The following is a 19,701-nucleotide window of genomic DNA, read 5'->3' on the forward strand; positions in this document are numbered from 1 at the left end:
CGACATGGGGTCGAAGAAGCGTGCTCGAGTTATCAACAGCCTGTTTCAGATTTGTCTAAAACAGCGAATTCTGTCGCTCTCCCGGGAACTCGGCCAACGGCGGCAATTCGATCCGTTCGGCGATACGACTGTAGAACTTTCGTGCCAGTTCCGGCGCCTGGCGGTTATCCGGTGTATGCACAAAGAGAAAAGGGGTTTTCCCCTGTTTTATCCACAGGGTGAGGCGTTCTATCCACGGTTCGAAACGGGCCAGGTTAATGGCTTCGTCGAAGTGCCCGATAAATCGAATAACGGGATTGACCGCCGTGCAGAGCACGTGTAATGGGACTTTCGGCTTTTCGCCCTGCGCCTTGGCGAGCCGGTTGTCAAGCCCTGGGGGTGTGGCAAAGAGCGCGCGCACGTCGAGCATGACCCGATTGGCGTCTTGACTTATCAACAAGCGGTTGAATGCCTGTTCTGGTGCCCCCTTGTGGAAAAAATCACTGTGCCGGACCTCGACCGCGCAGGGTATCTCCCGTGGCCAGTGAGTGAGTAATCGCTCGAGGGTCGGCAGCTCGCCCTGGCCGAAATCTCTGGGTAGCTGGACCATGATCGGCCCTAGACGATCTTTCAACGGTGAGAGGCGTTCGATGAAGCGTTCGAACTCATCGTCAATGTCGCGCAGGCGCTTGCCGTGGGTCAGCTGGCTGGGCAGCTTGAAGCAGAAACGAAAGGTCTCGGGCGCCTGCTCGGCCCAGGCCGCGACCGTCTCCGCCTTGGGAATGCCGCTGTAGAAGGTGGTATTGCCCTCCACGGCGTTGAACACGCTGGCGTAGTCGCGCAGCTCCACGTCGCCGTGGGCGGGTAGCAGGCTGCCTTGCCAGTCGGTGTTGGCCCACATCGCCATGCCCAGGTAGAGCGGGGGTTCATGGGTCGTGGCGAGATTATCTGAGACGTTCGGCATGAAGAGTGACGGTCGGTGAAACGATATCCTGCTGCGCGGCGATCATAGCCAGCTCGCGGGTGCCGGCGCGGCGGGTGTGTTCGAACAGCATCTGCACCGCGGCGGCGGTCTGCTCCAGGGCGCGGGCGGGGCCTTCTTCGGTGAGCCCGGCGCGCAGGCTGTGGGCGAGGAACATCGCGGCAGTGAAGTCGCCGGCACCGTTGGGCGCGATGGCGAAGTCGACCTTGGGCGTGGCGATCCGCCAGCTGCCACTGGGGGCGTCCACCAGCATGCCGATGTGTCGCTGGTCGTCACCCGCGACTTCCAGCGAGGTGATCAACACCACCCTGGGGCCCTTGGCGCGTAGCGCGGCAGCGGCGGCGAGGGCGTCTTCCAGGGTGTTCACTTCGCGCCCGGCCAGGAAGGCGAGCTCGAACTGATTGGGGGTGACGATATCGGCGCGGGCGATGGCGTGGTCGCGCATCCACTCGGGAATCCCCTCGCGGACGAAGAAGCCACGCCCAACGTCGCCCATCACCGGATCGCAGCAGTAGAGCGCCTGCGGATTGGCCTGCTTGACCCGGTCGACGCTATCCAGCACGGCGCGGCCGATGCCTTCGTCGCCCATGTAGCCGGAAAGCAGGGCGTCGACATCGTCGAGCCCGACCAGCGATTCGACCCCATCCAGCACGTTCCTGAGATGGTCCGGGCTGAAGACATCGCCGGTAAAGGCGCCATAGCCCGTGTGGTTGGAGAACTGGACGGTGTTGATGGCGGTGACTTCCAGCCCCAGCCGCTGCAGCGGAAACACGGCGGCACGGTTGCCGACGTGGCCATAGGCGACGTGGCTCTGAATGGAGATGACATGGGTCATGAGACGGTCCTGCCGCGAGAGCAAAGCGCACAGTGTAATGCGAGGGGGAAGGAACTTGCAGCGGCTGTCTTTGGTCGATACCTCGCTCGACGCCATCGAGCGGCGGCGATATGCTCGCTCCAGCTTTTACCCATCGTCCCGTTCATCCGCCTTCGTCTGTGCATCGTGTTCAAGGATCGAATCTGCATGCTTTCAAGCGCCCCGCGCCAGCGCGCATCGTCACTCCGCTTCTCCTGGCTGCTGGCCGCTCTCTTTTTCGCCCTACTGGTGGCGGGCTGCTCCAGCGGTCCGGTCATGACCCCGGCACCAAGCGGTAGCCCGGAGGCGCGGGTCGAACAGCCGGCGCGCAAGACCACCTGGCACCACCTGCCGGGCTGGAACCGGGACCAACCGATGGCGGCATGGAGCGCATTCCGGGAGAGCTGCAAGCGGCTCGAGCGCAAGCCGACGTGGAAGAGCGTCTGCCACGACGCCCGGTCGGTCGATCCGCTCAATGCGCTGGCGATCCAGAACTTCTTCGAGAGCCGTTTCGTGCCGTATCGCGTGACCAACAGCGACGGCAGCGCGACCGGCCTGATCACCGGCTACTACGAACCGATCCTGCGCGGCTCCCGCGTGCGCGGCGGGCCCTACCAGACGCCGCTCTACCAGTACCCGAAATACTGGAAGCGACACACCCACGTCGGCCCGACCCGCGCCGAACTGATGCGCAGCGGCGATCTCGATGGCACCGAACTGGTGTGGGTCGACGACCCGGTGGAGGCCGCCTACCTGCAGATTCAGGGCTCCGGCCGCGTCGAAATGACCGACGGCACCACCATGCGGGTGGCCTACGCCGGCACCAACAACCAGCCGTTCCGCTCCTTCGCCAAGCGCCTGATCGACCGCGGCGAGATCACGCCCGCCCAGGCCACGCTGCCCGGCGTGCGCGACTGGGCCCGCCGCCACCCGGGCCAGGTGGAGGAGATGCTCAACGTCAATCCACGCATGGTGTTCTTCCGCGAGCTCAAGGGCAGCGAAGCGCTGGCCGATACCAGCGGCCCGGTGGGCGCGCTGGGGGTGCCGCTCACCTCCGAGCGCAGCATCGCGGTCGACCCCGACGAGATCCCGCTCGGCGCGCCGGTGTTCCTCTCCACTACCCAGCCGCTTTCCAACCAGCCGCTGCAGCGCCTGATGGTGGCTCAGGACACCGGCAGCGCGGTCAAGGGCGCGGTGCGCGCCGACTTCTACTGGGGCCACGGCGACGCCGCCGGCGAGGCCGCCAGCCGGATGAAACAGCGGGGCGAGATGTGGGTGCTGATGCCCAAATGAGAGCGCGCCCGATCGCCTGGGCGCTCTCTGGACATTGCGGCCCTCGCTAGCGAGGGCCGGCGAACATCTTGCGCACCCGCAACGCCGCGATCACCTGGATGACGCCGTAGACCAGCGCGACGATCCCGATCCACAGCGCAGTGGCCACCAGGCCGCTGAGCGGGCTGACGACGAGCAGGATGCCCAGCAGCAGCGCCAGCACCCCACTGAGAACGGTCCATCCCTCGCCGGGCGCGGCCCAGCCCTGGCCGGCCACCGGGCGGCGAATGCGCAGCCCCAGCAGCAGGCGATAGACGCCGGCGATGATCAGCCAGATACCCACCAGCACCAGCAGCGCGCTGGCCATGGAGAGCGGATCGAAGATCGCGAGCAGGCCGAACAGTATCGACAGCACGCCGTAGCCGATCAGCCATCCCTTGCCCGCGCCTCGATAGGCCGTCGCCGTCATGAACAGCGTGGAGACGCCTTCCGCCAGTGCCATGATGCCCATGATCCAGGTCAACGCCGCGATGGCGGCCAGCGGCTGAAACACCGCGATCAGGCCGAATACGATGGCGATGACGCCGAACGCCATCAGGATCCACCAGCTACGTCCGATGAGACTTCTCGTTGCCATTGACGACTCCCATTGATATCCCTGTTCGAGGAAACCTGAACGCTGCACCGACTCCATCGTTCAATACCGATCTTCAACATAGACCTTCACGGGAGTGACTTCGATGACCGAATCCGCCCCGGCGGCAGCGCCGCTGGCCATCGTCACCGGCGCCACCGCCGGACTCGGACTGGAGACTGCCAAGGGCTTGGCAGCGAACGGGTATCGCGTCATCGTCGCCGGGCGCAATGCCGACAAGGGCAAGCTCGCCTGCCACGCGGTGCGCGCCCATCAGCCCGGCGCCGAGGTTCGCTTCGAGTGGCTCGATCTCGACAGTCTCGCGTCGGTGCGCCAGTTTGCCGCGCGCCTGCACGAGCGCGAAACCGAGCTGCACCGGCTGATCAACAACGCCGGCATCATGGCGCTGCCCAAGCGCGAGCGTACCGAGGACGGCTTCGAGCGCCAGTTCGGGGTCAACTATCTCGGCCACTTCCTGCTCACCAGCCTGCTGCTGCCGCTGCTGGTCGCCGCCTCGTCGGGGGATTCCGCGCCTGCCCGCGTCGTCCAGCTCTCGAGCCTGGCGCATCGCGGCGGGAAGATCGCTTTCGATGACCTGAATGGCGAGCGCGACTACGACCCGTGGCGCGCCTACCGGCAATCGAAGCTCGCCATGCTGCTGTTCGCCCAGGCGCTGCAGCGGCAGAGCGACCGGCACGGCTGGGGGTTGTTGAGCGTCGCCGCCCATCCCGGGCTCTCCCGCACGGCGCTGTTCGATGCCGGGGTGAAGAGTCGCGCCCTGATTGGCCAGGCGTTCAAGCTGGTGATGCCGCTGATCAGCCAATCCGCCGACCAGGGCGCCAGGCCCACGCTTCATGCCGCTCTCGCCGACGACGTGCGCCCCGGCGACTACTTCGGCCCCGACGGCTTCAGCGAGACCCGCGGCGCACCCAAGCGCGCCCATCGCAGCACCTCGGCCAGGGATCAGGCGGTGGAAGATCGGCTATGGACGGTGTCGTGTGAATTGACCGGGGCGGCGTGGTCATCGGATGGTTGAAGACGCACTCAGCGGACTGGTGTCACCATCGAATTTCATTATCGGAAGCGAGGAATAGATCGCAGTGTCACTCGTCTTACCTGCAGCCGACAGTGACAGAAATTCTTCCGCTGTCGACCGCGGCCCCATGTCGAGGTCGCAGGCATTTCGATGACAGGAGTCGATGATGAAAACCCAGATAGTGTCCCACCTGGCCCGAGTCGCCGCCGCCGTGGCGCTTGCCGGATTTCTGCCCGTGCTGGCGCAGGCCGACGATAGCATCGCCCAGCAGGAAGCCATGCAGCGACTGCACCAGCCGCTGAATCTGCAGCCGGCGATGATGACGGCCAACCAGTTCGGCGCCTGGCGCCTGGATATCGGCGCCGGCCAAAGCGAAGCCAGCGCCAATGCGCTGCGTGCCGAACAGCACCGCACCGGAATGACCACCATGAAAGCGCTGGGCTGGGCCCAGCAGAGCTTGATAGCGGAAGGGCAGAGTGCGGCTCAGATGGATGTAGTGAAACGTCTCTACCGCGTGGACCCCGCCTGAAAGACGCTTGATGGAGAGCGGCCGCGATGTCAGAGTCGAGACTGATCACCTCGGCTTTTTAGTGTCTTACCACTCTATAACCCTTCTCTATAACCCGGGGTTATTTCTTGCTTCTCCATACCGTTATTCACTTATTTTTATCAATATCGACATGGCAGTTGTCTGGTATCGCCAGGTAACTTTGACAGCGATCGGGTGTGGAATTACGCCTCCCCCGATCGCTTTCTTCAAGTCAAAATCCAATCGTCTTTTCTCTGAAAAGGCGACCCATGATTCAGGGCTTACGACGGCCTTTCGTCATGCTGGCCAGTACGCCGTCCCGACGAATCAAGCCGTGGTACAAGGCTGCCGCCAGGTGAAGGAGGATGAGCGCGAACAGGCTCAGCGCCAACCAGGTGTGGGCGAAACGCAACGCGCTGTAGAGCGTGGGAGATGGCGAGACCAGGTCCGGTAGCGTGACGCCGGCAAAGAGGGTGACCGGATAACCGCCAGCCGAGAGCATGGTCCAGCCGATCAGCGGCATCGCCAGCATCAGCGCATACAGCATCCAGTGGGAGAGATGGGCGGAAAGGCGCTGCCAGGGCGGCAGGTCCGCGGGCAGCGCCGGGGTGCCGTATCGCCAGCGCACCAGAAGCCGCACGATAACCAGCGCGAGAATCGCGATTCCCAGCGGTTTATGCAGTTGCACGAGCCATACGTGACGCTCGGAGACCGTGGCCACCATACCGACGCCGACAAACAGCATCGTCAGGATCATGATCGCCATCAGCCAGTGAAGCAGACGGGCAGGGAGGGAGAAGGTAACGGCAGTCCGCGGGTTCATGATCGTGGCTCCTGGGTCGAGGAGGTCGCCGATTCGGCCTCCTCGCGAATGCGTCGGTTGTAGGATTCCGAATAGGCGGCGGAGCGGGCGCTCAACAGCGGGTCATCGGAGCCGGCGATACCGTCGGGCAGCACCAGCGGATCGTAGTTGATGTCGCGACAGGGGCCGTCGGCCTGATCCTGGGCCCGATCGATGGTGACGATGCCGGCATCGATCTGGCGGCGGTCCGCGGGCCAGGCCAGGGTGGCATCGTTGGTGGGATCGCCGGGGTTGGCGACGGTCACGATCAGGTGCCAGCGCTGGGCCCCTTTATCCAGGCGTTCCCGCAGGTCTCGGGAGAGGAAATCGGGATCCTGCTTCTGGGCATCGGTCATCGGCGTGAACGGCGCTTCCGGTACCAGTCCCCAGCGCACGAAGTGGGTCGTCCCGCCGGCATCGATGAAGCGGAAGGCATCGAGACTGTTGTACTCGACATTGACGAAACTCGAGGAGTGCCGGGCGGTTTTCACCCAGGCCAGGAATGGCTTGGTTTCCGGATGGTCGGCAAAGAAGGCCCCCATCTTCGCGGGGTCCGGCTTGCCGCTGCGGGAATCCGGCTGGGAGGCTTGCAACAGTTCCCAGAACGCCTGTGGCGTCGATACCGGGAACACCGGCATCGCGTTCATCGCGGTCCGCCACTGCTCGCCGTTCGGCAACTCGAATTGCAGGGCGAAACTGCGTATCGGCGGCATGCCATCATCGGCATGGGGGTTGCCTCCGGGGATCGCCAGGCGGCCGATGAGCGGGCTGACCTGTCCCGTCGCGAAAACCGTGGCACGCGACAGGCTCTCTGCATTGCCACTGCTCTCGAAACTGCCCACCACGCAGTACCCCTTGGCGTGATTGCGGCGGTAACCTTCGTGAACGCCGGCATTGTCTTCCAGCGTATCGATCATCCGATCCGGGGTCAGCCGATCGGGGTCCAGCCAGCCGCCAACATAGGCGAAGGCCGTCGCCAGGATGGCGACAACGAGTCCGATGACCGTGAACCGGAATAGCGTGTTCAGCGGTGGTGGGGGTTTCGGGGTCATGTCTGCTCCGGGGTGAGTGGCCTGCATGGAGCGAGTAGGACGCCGCTGCCGATACTTTATTCCCGCTCGCTCATCCGTTGCCCGAACCCCGCCGTCGAGCGATTGACGACTCCCTTGACGACGAAAGGGAATAGAATCCCCTCCGGTTCGTCCTACAGCGACTTCCTTCGATACGCTGGAACCTCCATGAATCCACCCGATGACGATCAACTGCGTGACATACTGCCCCGTTTGCGGCGCTTCGCCGTGTCGCTGACCCAGGATCCCGGTGATGCCGACGATCTGGTGCAGGCGACGATGGAGAAAGCGATCGGCCACTGGCAGCGCCGCCGCCCCGACGGCGACCTTCGCGCCTGGCTGTTTTCGATTCTGTACCGGCAGTTTCTTGACGGTCGGCGTCGCGCCGGGCGCTATGCCCGGCTGCTGCAGCTGTTCACCAGCGAACCCCAGACCAGCGCCTCGGCGGAAGATATCGTCGTGGCCAACGCCAGTTGGGACGCCTTCGACCAGTTGCCCCCCGAACAGCGGGCCCTGCTCATGCTCGTTTCGGTGGAGGGGTTGAGCTATCGCGAGGTGAGCGAGACCCTGGATATTCCGATGGGGACGGTCATGTCGCGACTCTCGCGAGCGCGTCGATCCCTGCGCGAGCTGGATGAGGGAGAACCGCGCGAGAAGCGTCCGGCACCGTCACTCAGGAGGCTCAAATGAACCCGAATCGCCCCACCGAACAGGACCTGCACGCCTATCTCGACGACCAGCTGGACGCCGAGCGCCGGCAGTGGGTGGCAGCCTGGCTCCAGGCCAATCCGGAGCGGGCGGCGGAACTCGAGGCTTGGCGTCGGGACGCCCAACACTTGCGCGCGCGCTACGCCAATCCGGAACAGTGGCCGGCCAACCCCGCACTCGATCCGGCCGCGATTCGCCGCCGTCAGCGAGCGGGGCAGCGGCGCTGGCTGGCCACGGCCGCCATGCTGGTCATGGCCCTGGGTATCGGCCTGAGCGGCGGCTGGACGATGCGCGACATGACGACTCCGGACTCGCCACCGCCGATGGCGGATGCGGTCCAGGCCTACCGCCTGTTCACCGCTGACGCCTCGTTCGACGGCCATGACGCCATCGACGAGGACCCTATCGTCGATGCCAGTGACACCACCGCGCCTGCGTCGGCCAGCCACGGTCGGGAACAGATCGCCAGGTTATTCCAGGCCCACTTCAGCGACGGGATCATGCCCCCGGATCTCAGCGCCGCCGGCCTGGAGATGACCGATGCGCGCCTGCTTGCCACCGACCAAGGGCCCGCAGCGATGGTGGTCTATCGCGACCGGAGCGGGCGCCAGATGATGATGTATATCCGCCCGCCGGGGGCCGGCCACCACATGCTGGCGCCGGGCAAGCGAGTCGACGGCAAGCTCATGGCGCAGTACTGGTCGAAGGGCAACTACAACTATGCCATCGTCAGCCAGCCCGACGACCCCAACGCCGCGATGCTGGAGCAGATGCTGCGCGAGAGTTGAGCCGTGCCATTCGCGTGACGTCGCTCACAGATCCTTGACCAGACGCAGGGCGTCGTAGATCGCGGCATGGGTGTTGCGATGCGAGATCGCATCGCCGATACGGAACAGCTGGAATCCCTCGGCCGCGTCCGCCGGCTTCACGATCGGCTGCGGGTCACCCACGATCAGCTTGTCGTAGTCCACCGCGCCCTGGTTGCTCGAGAGAGGCTTGAGCGACTCGTAGAGATCGTCCATGGGCAGGGTGCCGAAGTTGACCACCACCTGATCGATGCGGCGCTCCTTGCCGACGCGGGTGTAGTCGCTCTCCACCGAGGCCACCAGCTCGTCGCCTTCCCGGCGCAGCGCGACCAGGCGAAAGGTCGGCGTGAAGGTGGTATCGAGCACCTGCAGCGCGCGCAGGTAGGGCACCAGGTTCATCGCCATCACCTCGGGCGCCAGCGCGCGGTCGGCGGTCATGTACTCGACCCGGGCCCCGCTCCTGGCGATGATCTCGGCGGCCTGCAGCGCGGTGTGATCACCCGCATCGTCGTAGACCAGCACATTGCGCCCCGGCTTGGCATGTCCAGAGAGAATGTCCCAGCCGGTCACCGCCAGTTCGTTGCCCTGGCTCAGCGCCTGCTCGTTGGGCAGCCCGCCGGTGGCGACGATGACCACGTCCGGCGACTCGGCGACCACCTCCTCCTGCTCGGCGAAGACGTTGAAGTGGAAGGTGACGCCCAGCGCCTGGCAGCGCTCGTAGCGCCAGTCGATGATGCCCATCATCTCGCGCCGACGCTCGCTCTGGGCGGTGAGGCGAATCTGCCCGCCCGGGGCGTCGGCGGCCTCGAACACCACCACCTCATGGCCACGCTCGGCAGCGACCCGGGCCACTTCCATCCCCCCGGGGCCGGTTCCAATCACCACCACCTTGCGCCGCGTCACGGCCGGGGCAATGGTGTGCGGCATGCTCGTCTCGCGCCCGGTGGCCGGGTTGTGGATACAGTAGGCGGCACCGCCCTGATAGATGCGATCGAGGCAGTAGTTGGCACCGACACAGGGCCGGATCTCCGCCTCGCGCCCCTCGATCACCTTGCGCATCAGGTGGGGGTCGGCCATGTGCGCGCGGGTCATGCCGATCATGTCGACCTTGCCCGAGGAGATGGCGTGACGCGCGGTGGCGACGTCCTGGATCTTGGCGCCGTGGAAGAGGGGGAAGTCGACCTCGCGCTTGATGTCGCCGGCGAAGTCGAGGTGCGGGGCGCTGGGCATGCCCTGGATGGGGATGACGTCGGTGAGGCCGGCATCGGTGTCGATGTGCCCCTTGACCACGTTGAGAAAGTCGATCAGTCCACTGTGCTTGAGCCGGCGCGAGATCTCCATGCCGTCATTGGCGTCGAGGCCACCGGGCAGACACTCGTCGCCGGTGTAGCGCACGCCCAGCAGGAAGTCGTCGCCGACCCGGGCACGAATCGCCGAGAGCACCTCGAAGGTGAAGCGCAGGCGATTGTCCAGGCTGCCGCCGTAGGGGCCGTCGAGCTCGTTGGTCAGGGGCGACCAGAACTGATCCATGAGATGGCCATAGGCCTGGATCTCGAGCCCGTCGAGCCCCGCGGCATGCATGCGCTCGGCAGCATCGACATAGTCTTGGATCACACGCTCGATATCCCACGGCTCGGCCTTCTTGGGATAGGCCCGGTGAGCGACCTCGCGGTGATGGGACGCCGATAGCACCGGCAGCCAGTCGCCCTTGTCCCAGCGCGTGCGCCGGCCCAGATGGGTGAGCTGGATCATCACCGCGGTGCCGTGCTCGTGGCAGGCGTCGCTCAGCTCGCGCATCCACGGTACCACCTCGTCCTGATAGGCGAGGATGTTGTTGAACACCGGCGGGCTATCCCGGGATACCGCCGCCGAGCCGGCGGTCATGGTCAGCGCCACACCGGCCTTGGCGCGCTCGACGTGATAGGCCCGATAGCGCGCCTTGGGCAGGCCGTCCTCGGGATAGGCGGGCTCGTGGGAGGTCAGCATGACGCGGTTCTTGAGCGTCAGGTTCTTGATCGTCAGCGGCTGTAGCAGGGGATCGTTCTTCACGGCCAGGCACCCTTGTTGTTGTGGGGTGGACTCCACGCTAGCGCCGCCTGTACATCACTGTCAATTTTAATGACACTGATGTACACGAAAGGTCAAGTAGGGTCTAAAACACCGGCCTCCGGCCTGCTACGCTCAGCCTCCTGCCCCTCGTCACCAAGGACTCATCGTGAAAGACGAACGCGCCAACAACCGCAAGGCCTGGGTCGATGCGGCTTACACGCTGCTGATCGGCGCCGGGGTCGGTGCGGTCAAGATCGTGCCGCTGGCCAAGCAGTTGAAGACCTCGCGGACCAGCTTCTACTGGCTGTTCAAGGATCGCGAGGAGATCCTGGAGGCGCTGCTGGCGCGCTGGGAAGCGCAGAACACCCGGGCCGTCATCGACCAGAGCGAGCGCTACGCCGCCTCGATCGTCGAGGCCACGCTCAACGTCTTCGACTGCTGGTTCGACCCGGCGATCTTCGACTCCGAGTTCGAGTACGCCGTGCGCAGTTGGAGCCTGCAGGACCCGGCGGTGGCCGAGCGCGTCCAGCAGGCCGACGGCGAACGTCTGGCCGCGCTGCAGGCGATGTTCGCGCGCTTCGGTTATCCCGAGCTGGAAGCCGATACCCGGGCGCGCACCGTCTACCTGCTCCAGATCGGCTACATCTCCATGCACACCCAAGAGAGCCAGGACACGCGCATCACCCGGGTCGCCGAGTACGTTCGCATATTTACCGGTCAGCCCTGCACCGAAGCGGACCTGGCACGCTTCGCCGACCGCCATCGCGCGCGCTTTCCCAGCTCGGCGGCCCCGGCGGAGGGCGCCACGTGATCTCGCAAGAGGTCGGCAGCGCTCGCCCGGCATCCTGAGATGGGCCGCCAAGACGACGACGCCCGACTCCAGTGGGTCGGGCGTCGCTGTGAGCTAGGCCTCAGCTAAGGCACTGCGATCAGGCAGGCTCGGGGGTTTTCTTGTTGTCGCCGAGGGTCACTCCGGGTAGATCGCCGGTCATCGTCTCCTGCGGCTGGTAGTGGATCACCGAGCGGATCGCCTCACCGCGGTGGAGCAGATCGAATGCCGTATTGATGCGATCGTGGGTCATGTTGTGGGTGATGTAGGGGTCGACGTCGAAGCGCCCAGACAGCCACTCGTCGACCATGCCCGGCAGCTCCGAGCGCCCCAGCACGCCACCGAAGGCGCTGCCGCGCCAGACCCGCCCGGTGACCAGCTGGAACGGCCGCGTGGCGATCTCTTCGCCGGCGCCGGCGACGCCGATGATGATGCTCTCGCCCCAGCCCTTGTGGCAGCACTCCAGCGCCGCGCGCATCAGGCGCACGTTGCCGACACACTCGAAGGAGAAGTCGACGCCGCCGTTGGTCATATCGATGATCACTTCGTGCAGCGGCTCGGGGTGCTCGTTCGGATTCAGGCACTCGGTGGCGCCCAGCGACTCGGCCAGGGCGAACTTGGCCGGATTGACGTCGATCCCGATGATCCGCCCCGCGCCCTGCAGCTTGGCGCCCTGGATCACCGCCATGCCCACCGCGCCGAGGCCGAAGACCGCGACGGTATCCCCCGGCTGCACCTTGGCGGTGTTGCGCACCGCGCCGATACCGGTGGGCACCGCACAGCCCATCACGCACGCCTTGGACAGCGGCGCCTCGGGGTTGATCTTGGCCACCGCGATCTCCGGCAGCACGGTGTACTCGCTAAAGGTGCTGGTGCCCATGTAGTGGCGCAGCATCTTGCCCTTGTAGGAGAAGCGGCTGGTGCCGTCCGGCATCAGCCCCTGCCCCTGAGTCTTGCGAATCGTCTGGCACAGGTTGGTCTTGCCGGACTGGATATAGGAGCAGTTGGGGTCTTCCGGGGTGTAGAGCGGGATGATGTGATCGCCCGGGGCGACCGAAGTCACGCCCTTGCCGATCTCCTCGACGATACCCACGCCCTCGTGCCCCAGCACGCAGGGGAAGAGCCCTTCGGGATCGCGCCCCGAGAGCGTGAACATGTCGGTGTGGCAGAGGCTGGTGGTGACGATTCGGACCAACACCTCGCCCGCCTTGGGCCCTTCGAGATCGATCTCTTCGATCTCCAGCGGGCGGTTCGGCTCCCAGGCAATGGCGGCGCGCGTTTTCATGAGGACCTCCGTCAACGAAAAAGTGAGGCAAGGTCGCAGTGACCCTGAGTCGTGACTGTGAATAGCGACGTTGAGTCGAGACGTGGCGTAGTGGCCTTGAGGGCGTCACGTCGGCGGGTCGACACGCTACACTCGTGACGATACCGACATGGCTAACGTAGGATACGTTATAACATAACAATTCTGACGCGCTATCGGTTTCCGACAGAAAGCTTTCCACCGACGACACTCATCCGCCCTCTGGTCCGACTGCCATGCCCAAGACCGCGACGACCCCGATCCCCGTCACCCTGCTGACCGGCTTTCTCGGCAGCGGCAAGACCACCCTGCTCAATCGTCTGGTCCGCCAGCCCGACATGGACCGCACCCTGGTGATCATCAACGAGTTCGGCGAGATCGGGCTCGATCATCGCCTGTTCAGCGCCACCGACGAGACCGAGGTGGTGGCGCTGGAGAGCGGCTGCCTGTGCTGCACCATCCGCGGCGACCTCGCCCGCACGCTGCGCGATGCGCCCTGGCGCTACGCCCGGGAGGGTCGGCGCCAGTTCGACCGCGTGGTGATCGAGACCACCGGACTGGCCGATCCGGCGCCGATCCTGCATACCCTGATGACCGAGCCCAGGCTGGTCGGCCAGTACCGGCTCGACGGCATCGTCACTACCGTCGATGCCGTCCACGGCGGCGCCACCCTCGACCAGCACGCGGAAGCGCTCAAGCAGGCCGCGGTGGCCGACCGCCTGCTGCTGACCAAGGCCGATCTGGCGCCTCTAGAGGCGCTGGCGGCACTCGCCCGGCGGCTGGCCGAGATCAATCCGGGGGCCGGCCAGCGCCATGTCGTCCAGGGCGAGATCGAAGCCAGCGCCTTGACCGGGCTGGGCCTGATGGGGGCAGACGGTACCCGCCCCGATCTCGCCCGCTGGATCGATGCCTACGCCCAGCCACCGAGTCTGGCCGGGCTGGCCTTCAGCACCGGCCCCGCGGCTGCCGGGTCACTGCTCACGCCGGTGGGCAGCGGCGCGTCCGATCCCGCCCGGGACCCCAACCGTCACGACGACCGCATTCGCGCCCACTGCTTCACCCTGGACGCACCGATCGAACTCGGCCGCTTCGAAGCCTGGCTCGAGCTGATGACGGCGCTGATGGGCGAGAACATGCTGCGCATCAAGGGCATCCTCAACCTCGTCGGGCGCGAGCGCCCCACCGTGATCCATGGCGTGCAGCACATCTTCCACCCGCCGGTGGAGCTCGACGCCTGGCCCGACGAAGACCGCCGCTCGCGGCTGGTGTTCATCACCCGGGACATCCCGCGCGAATCGCTGGAGAGCGTGTTGGTGGCAGTCACATAGAAACACCCCGCGGTACCGAGATGTTATCGGTGCCGCGGGGCGTCGAGTCCGGCGAGGATCGGGGTTGCCGGAGGCATTCAGGCCGGGGCCGGCGCTACTCCCCGCGAGCGCCACCGCGGCAGCGACCCGGCGCTGGAGAGCGAGACCGCCAGGATCGACATCAGCACCAGTGCCAGCGCGGGTACCAGCACCGCCCAGGGCGCGCGTTCGAGATAGGGCAAGCTCTCGGCCAGCAGCAGCCCCCACTCCGGCGCCGGTGGCCGTGGCCCCAGCCCGAGAAAGCCCAGCGCCGCCAGCGCCAGTGCGGTGCCCGGCAGACGCAGCATGGCGTGGCGAAACACCGGGCCGACCACCGCCGGCAGCAGATAGCGGGTGAGCAGCCGCAGCCGCCCCACGCCGAGCATCGGGGTGATGCGCACGTGCGGCTGGCCCAGCGTCTCGGCCACCAGCGCCGCGGTATGGGCCGCCAGTGGCGCCCAGCTGACCAGGGTGACCGCGATCACCGCGCCGCTGGCGCTCGGCCCCATCAGGCCGGCGACGATCAGCCCGGCGATCACCGGCGGGGTGGCATTGGTGATCTCGATCGGCCCGGCGGCGAGACGCGGCATCAGTCCGATCGTCACTCCGAGCAGAAAGCTGATGCCCACCGCCAGCAGCGCCATGCCCATGGTCGAGAGCGCGCCATGGCTGACCCTAGCCAGAATGTCGCGACCGATCCCGTCGGCCCCCAGCGGCAGCGCCAGGCTCGGCGGCTGCAGCCGCAGGTAGGCCGAACTCAGCGGGTCGCGCCCCAGCCCCGCGACGATGATCAGCGCGAGCGCTAACGCCGCCAGGGCAGGTACCAGCCAGCGCCAGCGCCCGGGATGGGGTGGCGTCACTGCCACCGGCACCGCGCCGGCACGCAGCGTGCGCCCCAGCAGCAGCGTTCGGCACAGGTTGGCGCTACCGCCGAGCACGATGGCGATGACGATCAGTATGAGAATACCGGTCTGCAGCGCCGGCAGATCCTGCGCCGAGGCCGCCCCCAGGGTGGCCCGCCCCAGCCCGGGGATGGAGAACACTTGCTCCACCGCGATCGCGCCGCCGGTCAGCCCCACCATGACCAGCCCCACCTGTGGCAGCAGGCTGGGCAAGGTGCGCTGGATCGCCGCCAGGGCGATACGTCGGCGCGCAAAACCGGCCACGTGCCAGGTCACCAACCAGCGCTCGGAGAACGCCGCCGTCAGCGCATCGCTGAACAGACGCCCGAGCAGCCCACCGCCAGGCAGACCGAGGGCCACCGCCGGCAGGATCAGATGGCGCCAGTCACCCCAGCCATAGGGCGGCAGCCAGCGTAGCCAGGCGGCAAAAACCACCAGCAGCAGTGCCGCGAGCAGAAATTCCGGCAGCGCGGTGAGCGTCGCCCCCAGCGCACCGGAGGTCGGCGTCGCCTCGCCGGCAAGCCCGCGCTTGAGCGTCGGCAGACAGATCAGCAAGGTGACCACCAGCGCCACGCCCAGCGCTGCCGCCATCAGCGTCAGCGAGACCTGGGCTGCCTGCAGCATGCCCGGCAGCACCGGGGTGCCGGAAATCCAAGAAACGCCAGCATCGCCCCGGAACAGCCCGCTCAGCCAGTGCCCCAGCTTCTCGAACGGCCCCATGGCCAGGCCGAGCTGGGCACGGATGGCATCCAGCGCCTCCGCGCTCGGGTTCTGATCGCCGGCGCGGGCGCGCAGAATGCTGAGCGCCGGATCGCGCCCGGAGAGCCACGGCAGCAGCCCCACCAGCACCACCACGCCGGCCAGCGTCACCAGTCGTGACAGCGTCGGCAGCAGGCGCTGCCACGCCTCCCAGCGCCACGCCACCCATCGCCAAGCCACCCAGGCAGACCGCGGGATCACACTCGCTGGCTGACTAGCGGGCATCGTCAGCCTGACGGAAGTGGGTGTGCTCGTTGATCAGTTCGCGCTCGCGCGGGTCGCGCACGGCGTCGACCACGTCGGTGGCCTCGCCCTGGATCACCCGCTCGTGGAGCATGGGTACCGCGGCGTCCGTTTTCAGGATCGCGGCCTCGGCAGCGATGATCGCCTGGCGACGCTCGGGCCCCGGCGGCAGATCGCCGGCCTTGGCCAGCGCCGCATCGATCGCCGGGTCGCACAGCTGAGCGATGTTGAACGAGCCCGCGCAGGAGAAGTCGCTGACCATGTAGGCGACCGGATCACCGGAGTCGAGCAGGGTCGCCCGCGACAGAATGAAGGCGTCGAACTTGCCCGCCAGCATGTCGGATTCGATATGCGCGTACTGGCGTACCTCCTGCTGGACGTCGAAGCCCGCCGCCTCGAGCTGCTGCTCGAGCAGTACCGCCACTTCCGGCAACTCGGCACGATCGGTGAAGGTGGCCAGGGTGATGGAAGCCCCCTTCGGCTCGGCGGCCGCGGTGCGCTGAACAGGCTGGCGTACCTCGCTCGCCCAGGCCAGCGCCGGGCCCAGCAGCCCCTCGGCGGCGTCGGCACGACCCTCGTAGACGGTGCGCACGATGGCACCACGGTCGAGTGCCTCGCGTGCCGCGGCACGCAGGGTCGGGTCCTGGAACGGCCCGGAGGCGGTATTGAGATAGAGGGTGTTGGTGCGCGGCATCGGCACTTCGTGAATCAGCGTCGGGTCGATCAGCGCCACCTGCGACACCGGCACCGCTTCGACCACGTCCGCCGTACCGGTACGCAGCGCCGCGCCACGGGCGGTGCCATCGGGCACGTAGTCGGCATCGATGCCGGCGAGTTCGGCACGCTCGCCCCAGTAGCCGTCGAAACGCTCAAGGGTAGCGCTCTGGGTGCCGTTGATGTCGGTGAGCACGAAGGGCCCGGTACCCGCACGGATGGGATCGACGTGACCCGCCTGGGCGTAGGCTCTCGCCGCCATGATCGCCAGTTGCGGGCTGGAGAGCCGGTTGGGCACCAGCGGATCGGTATCCGCGGTGCGCACGATGACGGCATTCTCGCCGTCGGCCTCGATGTGCATCTCGACCCCGTCGAGAATGCGCGGTTTGGGCACGGCGTTGGTCGCGGCGGTGAGCGAGGCTACCACGCGCTCGGCAGTCAGCGCGGTGCCGTCATGGAAGGTCACGTCCGGGCGGATGGCGAAGCGCCAGGTCTGGGGGTCGAGCTGCTCCCATTCGGTGGCCAGAAACGGCTGCGGATCGCCATCGGCATCGAGCCGAATCAGCGTCTCGGCGGTGCTCCAGCGCGACAGCTTGAAGGCGTCGTCGGTGAGCGGATTGAGCCCGGACCGCGGCGGCTGCAGCATGGCGACGCGGATGCGTCGATCCTGCTCCTGCGTCTTCTCGGGAGCATCATCGCGCGCCGCCGAGGTCTCCTCATCCTGCCCGCAGCCGGCGAGAAGAGAGAACGACAGCACCATCAGCGGCAGCGTCAGGGCGCGACGCAGCAGGCTAGCCGGGTGACGTGTGGTCGAGGCGCGCCGGGGCGTCGCGGCGGTGCCGAAAGTCGCAGTGGCAGGGAAGGTCACGAGGGGATCTCCTGGGTCGTGGGGCGGCGCCCGGCGGCCTCCGAGGGCGGTACGGGCGTGGACAAGGCGGTGGAAAAAGTCGTGGCGGCGCGCAGCAGCGCTGCGGTATGCGCCTGGGCCGGCTGGCGGAACAGTGCCGCCGTGGGGCGGTCTTCGATGATCTCGCCAGCATCGAGGATCAGCGTGCGCTGGCACAGCCGGCACACCACCGAAAGATCGTGGGAGATCAGCAGCAGGGCGATGCCGGCGTCATGATTGAGCGACTTGAGCACCTGGGTAACCTTGGCCTGCACCGGCAGGTCGAGCCCGCTCAGCGGCTCATCCGCCAGCAGCAGCCGGGGCCGCACCGCGATCGCCCGGGCGATCGCCACGCGCTGCGCCTGCCCACCCGAGAGCGACTCGGGGCGGCGCTCGAGAAAGCTGCCATCCAGCCCCACCTGCGCCAGCGCCTCGCTCACCCGCCGCTGGTGATCGCCATCGATGTCCAGATGCACCAGCGGCTCGCGCACCAGTTCGCGGACCCGCATACGCGGATCGAGGGAGGCAGCAGGGTCCTGCGGGATGTACTGCACTACCCGACGGTACCAGCGTAGCGCGCGCACCGAGCCGGGCCGAATACGCCGGCCTTGGCACCAGATCTCGCCGCTGTCGGCACGTGACAGACCCAGCATCAGATTGAGCAGCGTCGACTTGCCCGCCCCGGAGACCCCGGCGAGACCGATCAACTCCCCCGGGCGGATGGCGAAATCCACCGCCTTGAGGATCGGCTGCCGCTCGCGCCGCCACCCCCAACGCCGCGGCCCGGCCACCCAGCGGCTCAGCCCGCTGACGCGCAGAAGGGAGCCATCAGCGTTTAGAGAAGAGCCATCAGCGTTTGGAGAAAAGCCATCGGCGTCCGGCCGGGCGACATTGGCGCCTCGCTCCGAGTGACAATCGTCTTGGTATCTCATCGCGCCCCTACCGCAGCAGCGCCGGAGGTGGAGTAGGCGTCAGTTGCCGCCAGCATCTCGGGCGTTATCTCGGCGCTGCGCATCGCGGCCACCAGCTCGCGGGTGAAGCGCTGCTGGGGTGACGCGACCAGATCCGCCAGCGGGCCACTCTCGATCATCCGTCCCTGCTCCAGAATCACCGCGCGCTGGCACAGTCGGCTGGCCGCCCCCATGTCGTGGGAGATGAACAGCAGCGCAGGCTTCCCGGCGCCACCGGTGGTCTCGTGCAGCAGCGTCAGCACCTCGGCCTGGGTCAGCGCATCGAGCGCCGTGGTCGGCTCATCGGCCACGATCAGTGAAGGCTTGCAGGCCAGCGCCAGCGCCACGCAGACCCGCTGGCGCTGGCCACCGGAGAGTTCGGCGGGCGAGCGCGTCAACAGCTCGGTGGCCGCCGTGAGGCGCATGCGCGTCAGCAGCTCGGCGGCAGCGGCCCGCGCCGCCCGCCGCGACAGCCCGTGGAAGCGCACGAAAGGCTCGCTCAACTGGGCGCCCACGCTCACCAGCGGGTTCAGGGCCGCCTGGGTGTTCTGGAACACCATGCCGATGCGCAGCGCTCGCGGGCGCTGCGTCGCCGCCACACCAGCGACCTCATGCGCGCCGAAGCGAATGCTGCCGCCGACGCTTGCCGTGGAGGGGGTTATACCGAGGATCGCCGCCGCGGTGAGCGACTTGCCCGAACCCGAGGGGCCGATCAGACAGACGCGCTCACCGGCGCCGACGGTGAAGTCGAGACCAGCCACCACGCGCTGCGTGCCGATATGCACCGACAGATTGTCCACCCGTAACACGGGCTCACTGGGCTCGGGCACCACGCCACGCTCCTGCTGGAAAGGCCGAGAAGCGCGAAGTTATAACATAACGATTCAGAGATGTGCTATCGCCGTCTGAGCGGCTTGCGAGGTCGGTATGTGCGGGGGAGACATTGGGCTGCCTGGCGTCAGGGACGATTCGAGGCAACGGCTGGCACGACGGGCCCCGCTGGGGCCCGT

The 19,701-nt window shown here is 66.9% G+C and carries 18 protein-coding genes; 7 read left to right on the top strand and 11 right to left on the bottom strand.

Annotated elements, in window-relative coordinates; translation table 11 throughout:
* Nucleotides 1-55: 55 nt before the first annotated feature.
* Nucleotides 56-943, bottom strand: coding sequence for a DUF72 domain-containing protein (locus DOM56_RS02600; protein ID WP_110707346.1), 888 nt, complete (start codon nt 941-943; stop codon nt 56-58).
* Entirely contained in the window at nt 924-1,796 is an 873-nt protein-coding gene (pdxY, locus tag DOM56_RS02605) for a pyridoxal kinase PdxY (RefSeq protein WP_110707347.1), read from the bottom strand. Before pdxY ends, DOM56_RS02600 begins: the two co-directional genes overlap by 20 nt.
* Before the next feature lie 186 nt (nt 1,797-1,982).
* Here pdxY and DOM56_RS02610 point away from each other — a divergent pair, with 186 nt between their 5' ends.
* Complete coding sequence (locus DOM56_RS02610) at nt 1,983-3,107, top strand: MltA domain-containing protein (RefSeq protein WP_110601708.1); 1,125 nt, start codon at nt 1,983-1,985, stop codon at nt 3,105-3,107.
* A 46-nt stretch (nt 3,108-3,153) separates the two neighbouring features.
* Here the strand turns inward: DOM56_RS02610 and DOM56_RS02615 are convergent, their stop codons facing one another.
* Nucleotides 3,154-3,723: a DUF308 domain-containing protein gene (locus tag DOM56_RS02615; protein WP_110715281.1), complete on the bottom strand. Its 570-nt coding sequence runs from the start codon at nt 3,721-3,723 to the stop codon at nt 3,154-3,156.
* 103 nt (nt 3,724-3,826) lie between these two features.
* On the opposite strand from DOM56_RS02615, the gene DOM56_RS02620 reads away from it, so the two are divergent.
* Complete coding sequence (locus DOM56_RS02620) at nt 3,827-4,756, top strand: oxidoreductase (RefSeq protein WP_110707348.1); 930 nt, start codon at nt 3,827-3,829, stop codon at nt 4,754-4,756.
* Nucleotides 4,757-4,922: 166 nt separating this feature from the next.
* A complete protein-coding gene (locus DOM56_RS02625) occupies nt 4,923-5,285 on the top strand; it encodes a hypothetical protein (protein WP_110707349.1) in 363 nt (120 codons plus the stop codon).
* A 274-nt stretch (nt 5,286-5,559) separates the two neighbouring features.
* Here the strand turns inward: DOM56_RS02625 and DOM56_RS02630 are convergent, their stop codons facing one another.
* The gene (locus tag DOM56_RS02630) at nt 5,560-6,108 is read right to left on the bottom strand and encodes a cytochrome b (protein WP_110707350.1); all 549 of its coding nucleotides are present in this window, start codon (nt 6,106-6,108) and stop codon (nt 5,560-5,562) included.
* Complete coding sequence (locus tag DOM56_RS02635; protein ID WP_110707351.1) at nt 6,105-7,178, bottom strand: catalase family peroxidase; 1,074 nt, start codon at nt 7,176-7,178, stop codon at nt 6,105-6,107. The genes DOM56_RS02630 and DOM56_RS02635 overlap by 4 nt, the downstream gene beginning before the upstream one ends.
* A gap of 186 nt (nt 7,179-7,364) precedes the next feature.
* Here DOM56_RS02635 and DOM56_RS02640 point away from each other — a divergent pair, with 186 nt between their 5' ends.
* Nucleotides 7,365-7,886: an RNA polymerase sigma factor gene (locus DOM56_RS02640; RefSeq protein ID WP_110707352.1), complete on the top strand. Its 522-nt coding sequence runs from the start codon at nt 7,365-7,367 to the stop codon at nt 7,884-7,886.
* Complete coding sequence (locus DOM56_RS02645; protein WP_110707353.1) at nt 7,883-8,692, top strand: anti-sigma factor; 810 nt, start codon at nt 7,883-7,885, stop codon at nt 8,690-8,692. Before DOM56_RS02640 ends, DOM56_RS02645 begins: the two co-directional genes overlap by 4 nt.
* Nucleotides 8,693-8,716: 24 nt before the next feature.
* On the opposite strand, the gene DOM56_RS02650 is transcribed toward DOM56_RS02645, so the two are convergent.
* Nucleotides 8,717-10,759, bottom strand: a complete 2,043-nt coding sequence (locus DOM56_RS02650; protein ID WP_110707354.1) for an NADH:flavin oxidoreductase — start codon at nt 10,757-10,759, stop codon at nt 8,717-8,719.
* Nucleotides 10,760-10,925: 166 nt separating this feature from the next.
* On the opposite strand from DOM56_RS02650, the gene DOM56_RS02655 reads away from it, so the two are divergent.
* Complete coding sequence (locus DOM56_RS02655) at nt 10,926-11,570, top strand: TetR/AcrR family transcriptional regulator (protein ID WP_110707355.1); 645 nt, start codon at nt 10,926-10,928, stop codon at nt 11,568-11,570.
* Nucleotides 11,571-11,688: 118 nt separating this feature from the next.
* On the opposite strand, the gene DOM56_RS02660 is transcribed toward DOM56_RS02655, so the two are convergent.
* Complete coding sequence (locus DOM56_RS02660) at nt 11,689-12,873, bottom strand: S-(hydroxymethyl)glutathione dehydrogenase/class III alcohol dehydrogenase (protein ID WP_110707356.1); 1,185 nt, start codon at nt 12,871-12,873, stop codon at nt 11,689-11,691.
* A gap of 254 nt (nt 12,874-13,127) precedes the next feature.
* Between DOM56_RS02660 and DOM56_RS02665 the strand changes: the two genes are divergently transcribed.
* Nucleotides 13,128-14,219 carry a GTP-binding protein gene (locus tag DOM56_RS02665; RefSeq protein WP_110707357.1) on the top strand — a complete coding sequence of 364 codons (1,092 nt, stop codon included), beginning with the start codon at nt 13,128-13,130 and terminating at the stop codon, nt 14,217-14,219.
* Between the two features lie 77 nt (nt 14,220-14,296).
* Here the strand turns inward: DOM56_RS02665 and DOM56_RS02670 are convergent, their stop codons facing one another.
* The 4 genes from DOM56_RS02670 to DOM56_RS02685 all read right to left on the bottom strand — a co-directional run bounded on the left by DOM56_RS02670 (nt 14,297) and on the right by DOM56_RS02685 (nt 19,521).
* The gene (locus DOM56_RS02670; RefSeq protein ID WP_232822142.1) at nt 14,297-16,078 is read right to left on the bottom strand and encodes an ABC transporter permease subunit; all 1,782 of its coding nucleotides are present in this window, start codon (nt 16,076-16,078) and stop codon (nt 14,297-14,299) included.
* A 34-nt stretch (nt 16,079-16,112) separates the two neighbouring features.
* Complete coding sequence (locus DOM56_RS02675) at nt 16,113-17,723, bottom strand: ABC transporter substrate-binding protein (RefSeq protein WP_232822143.1); 1,611 nt, start codon at nt 17,721-17,723, stop codon at nt 16,113-16,115.
* Nucleotides 17,720-18,532, bottom strand: a complete 813-nt coding sequence (locus DOM56_RS02680; protein ID WP_232822144.1) for a dipeptide/oligopeptide/nickel ABC transporter ATP-binding protein — start codon at nt 18,530-18,532, stop codon at nt 17,720-17,722. Before DOM56_RS02680 ends, DOM56_RS02675 begins: the two co-directional genes overlap by 4 nt.
* A gap of 137 nt (nt 18,533-18,669) precedes the next feature.
* Complete coding sequence (locus tag DOM56_RS02685; RefSeq protein WP_232822145.1) at nt 18,670-19,521, bottom strand: ABC transporter ATP-binding protein; 852 nt, start codon at nt 19,519-19,521, stop codon at nt 18,670-18,672.
* Nucleotides 19,522-19,701: the final 180 nt, after the last annotated feature.

The sequence above is a fragment of the Salinicola sp. CR57 genome, assembly GCF_003206585.1.
In the GTDB taxonomy this organism is placed as follows: domain Bacteria; phylum Pseudomonadota; class Gammaproteobacteria; order Pseudomonadales; family Halomonadaceae; genus Salinicola; species Salinicola lusitanus.

Coding starts and splice junctions, on each gene's coding strand:
- DOM56_RS02645 (WP_110707353.1), top strand. CDS start 7,883: ATGAACCCGAATCGCCCCACCGAACAGGACCTGCACGCCTATCTCGAC.
- DOM56_RS02620 (WP_110707348.1), top strand. CDS start 3,827: ATGACCGAATCCGCCCCGGCGGCAGCGCCGCTGGCCATCGTCACCGGC.
- pdxY (WP_110707347.1), bottom strand. CDS start 1,796: ATGACCCATGTCATCTCCATTCAGAGCCACGTCGCCTATGGCCACGTC.
- DOM56_RS02615 (WP_110715281.1), bottom strand. CDS start 3,723: ATGGCAACGAGAAGTCTCATCGGACGTAGCTGGTGGATCCTGATGGCG.
- DOM56_RS02665 (WP_110707357.1), top strand. CDS start 13,128: ATGCCCAAGACCGCGACGACCCCGATCCCCGTCACCCTGCTGACCGGC.
- DOM56_RS02610 (WP_110601708.1), top strand. CDS start 1,983: ATGCTTTCAAGCGCCCCGCGCCAGCGCGCATCGTCACTCCGCTTCTCC.
- DOM56_RS02630 (WP_110707350.1), bottom strand. CDS start 6,108: ATGAACCCGCGGACTGCCGTTACCTTCTCCCTCCCTGCCCGTCTGCTT.
- DOM56_RS02640 (WP_110707352.1), top strand. CDS start 7,365: ATGAATCCACCCGATGACGATCAACTGCGTGACATACTGCCCCGTTTG.
- DOM56_RS02625 (WP_110707349.1), top strand. CDS start 4,923: ATGAAAACCCAGATAGTGTCCCACCTGGCCCGAGTCGCCGCCGCCGTG.
- DOM56_RS02635 (WP_110707351.1), bottom strand. CDS start 7,178: ATGACCCCGAAACCCCCACCACCGCTGAACACGCTATTCCGGTTCACG.
- DOM56_RS02660 (WP_110707356.1), bottom strand. CDS start 12,873: ATGAAAACGCGCGCCGCCATTGCCTGGGAGCCGAACCGCCCGCTGGAG.
- DOM56_RS02600 (WP_110707346.1), bottom strand. CDS start 943: ATGCCGAACGTCTCAGATAATCTCGCCACGACCCATGAACCCCCGCTC.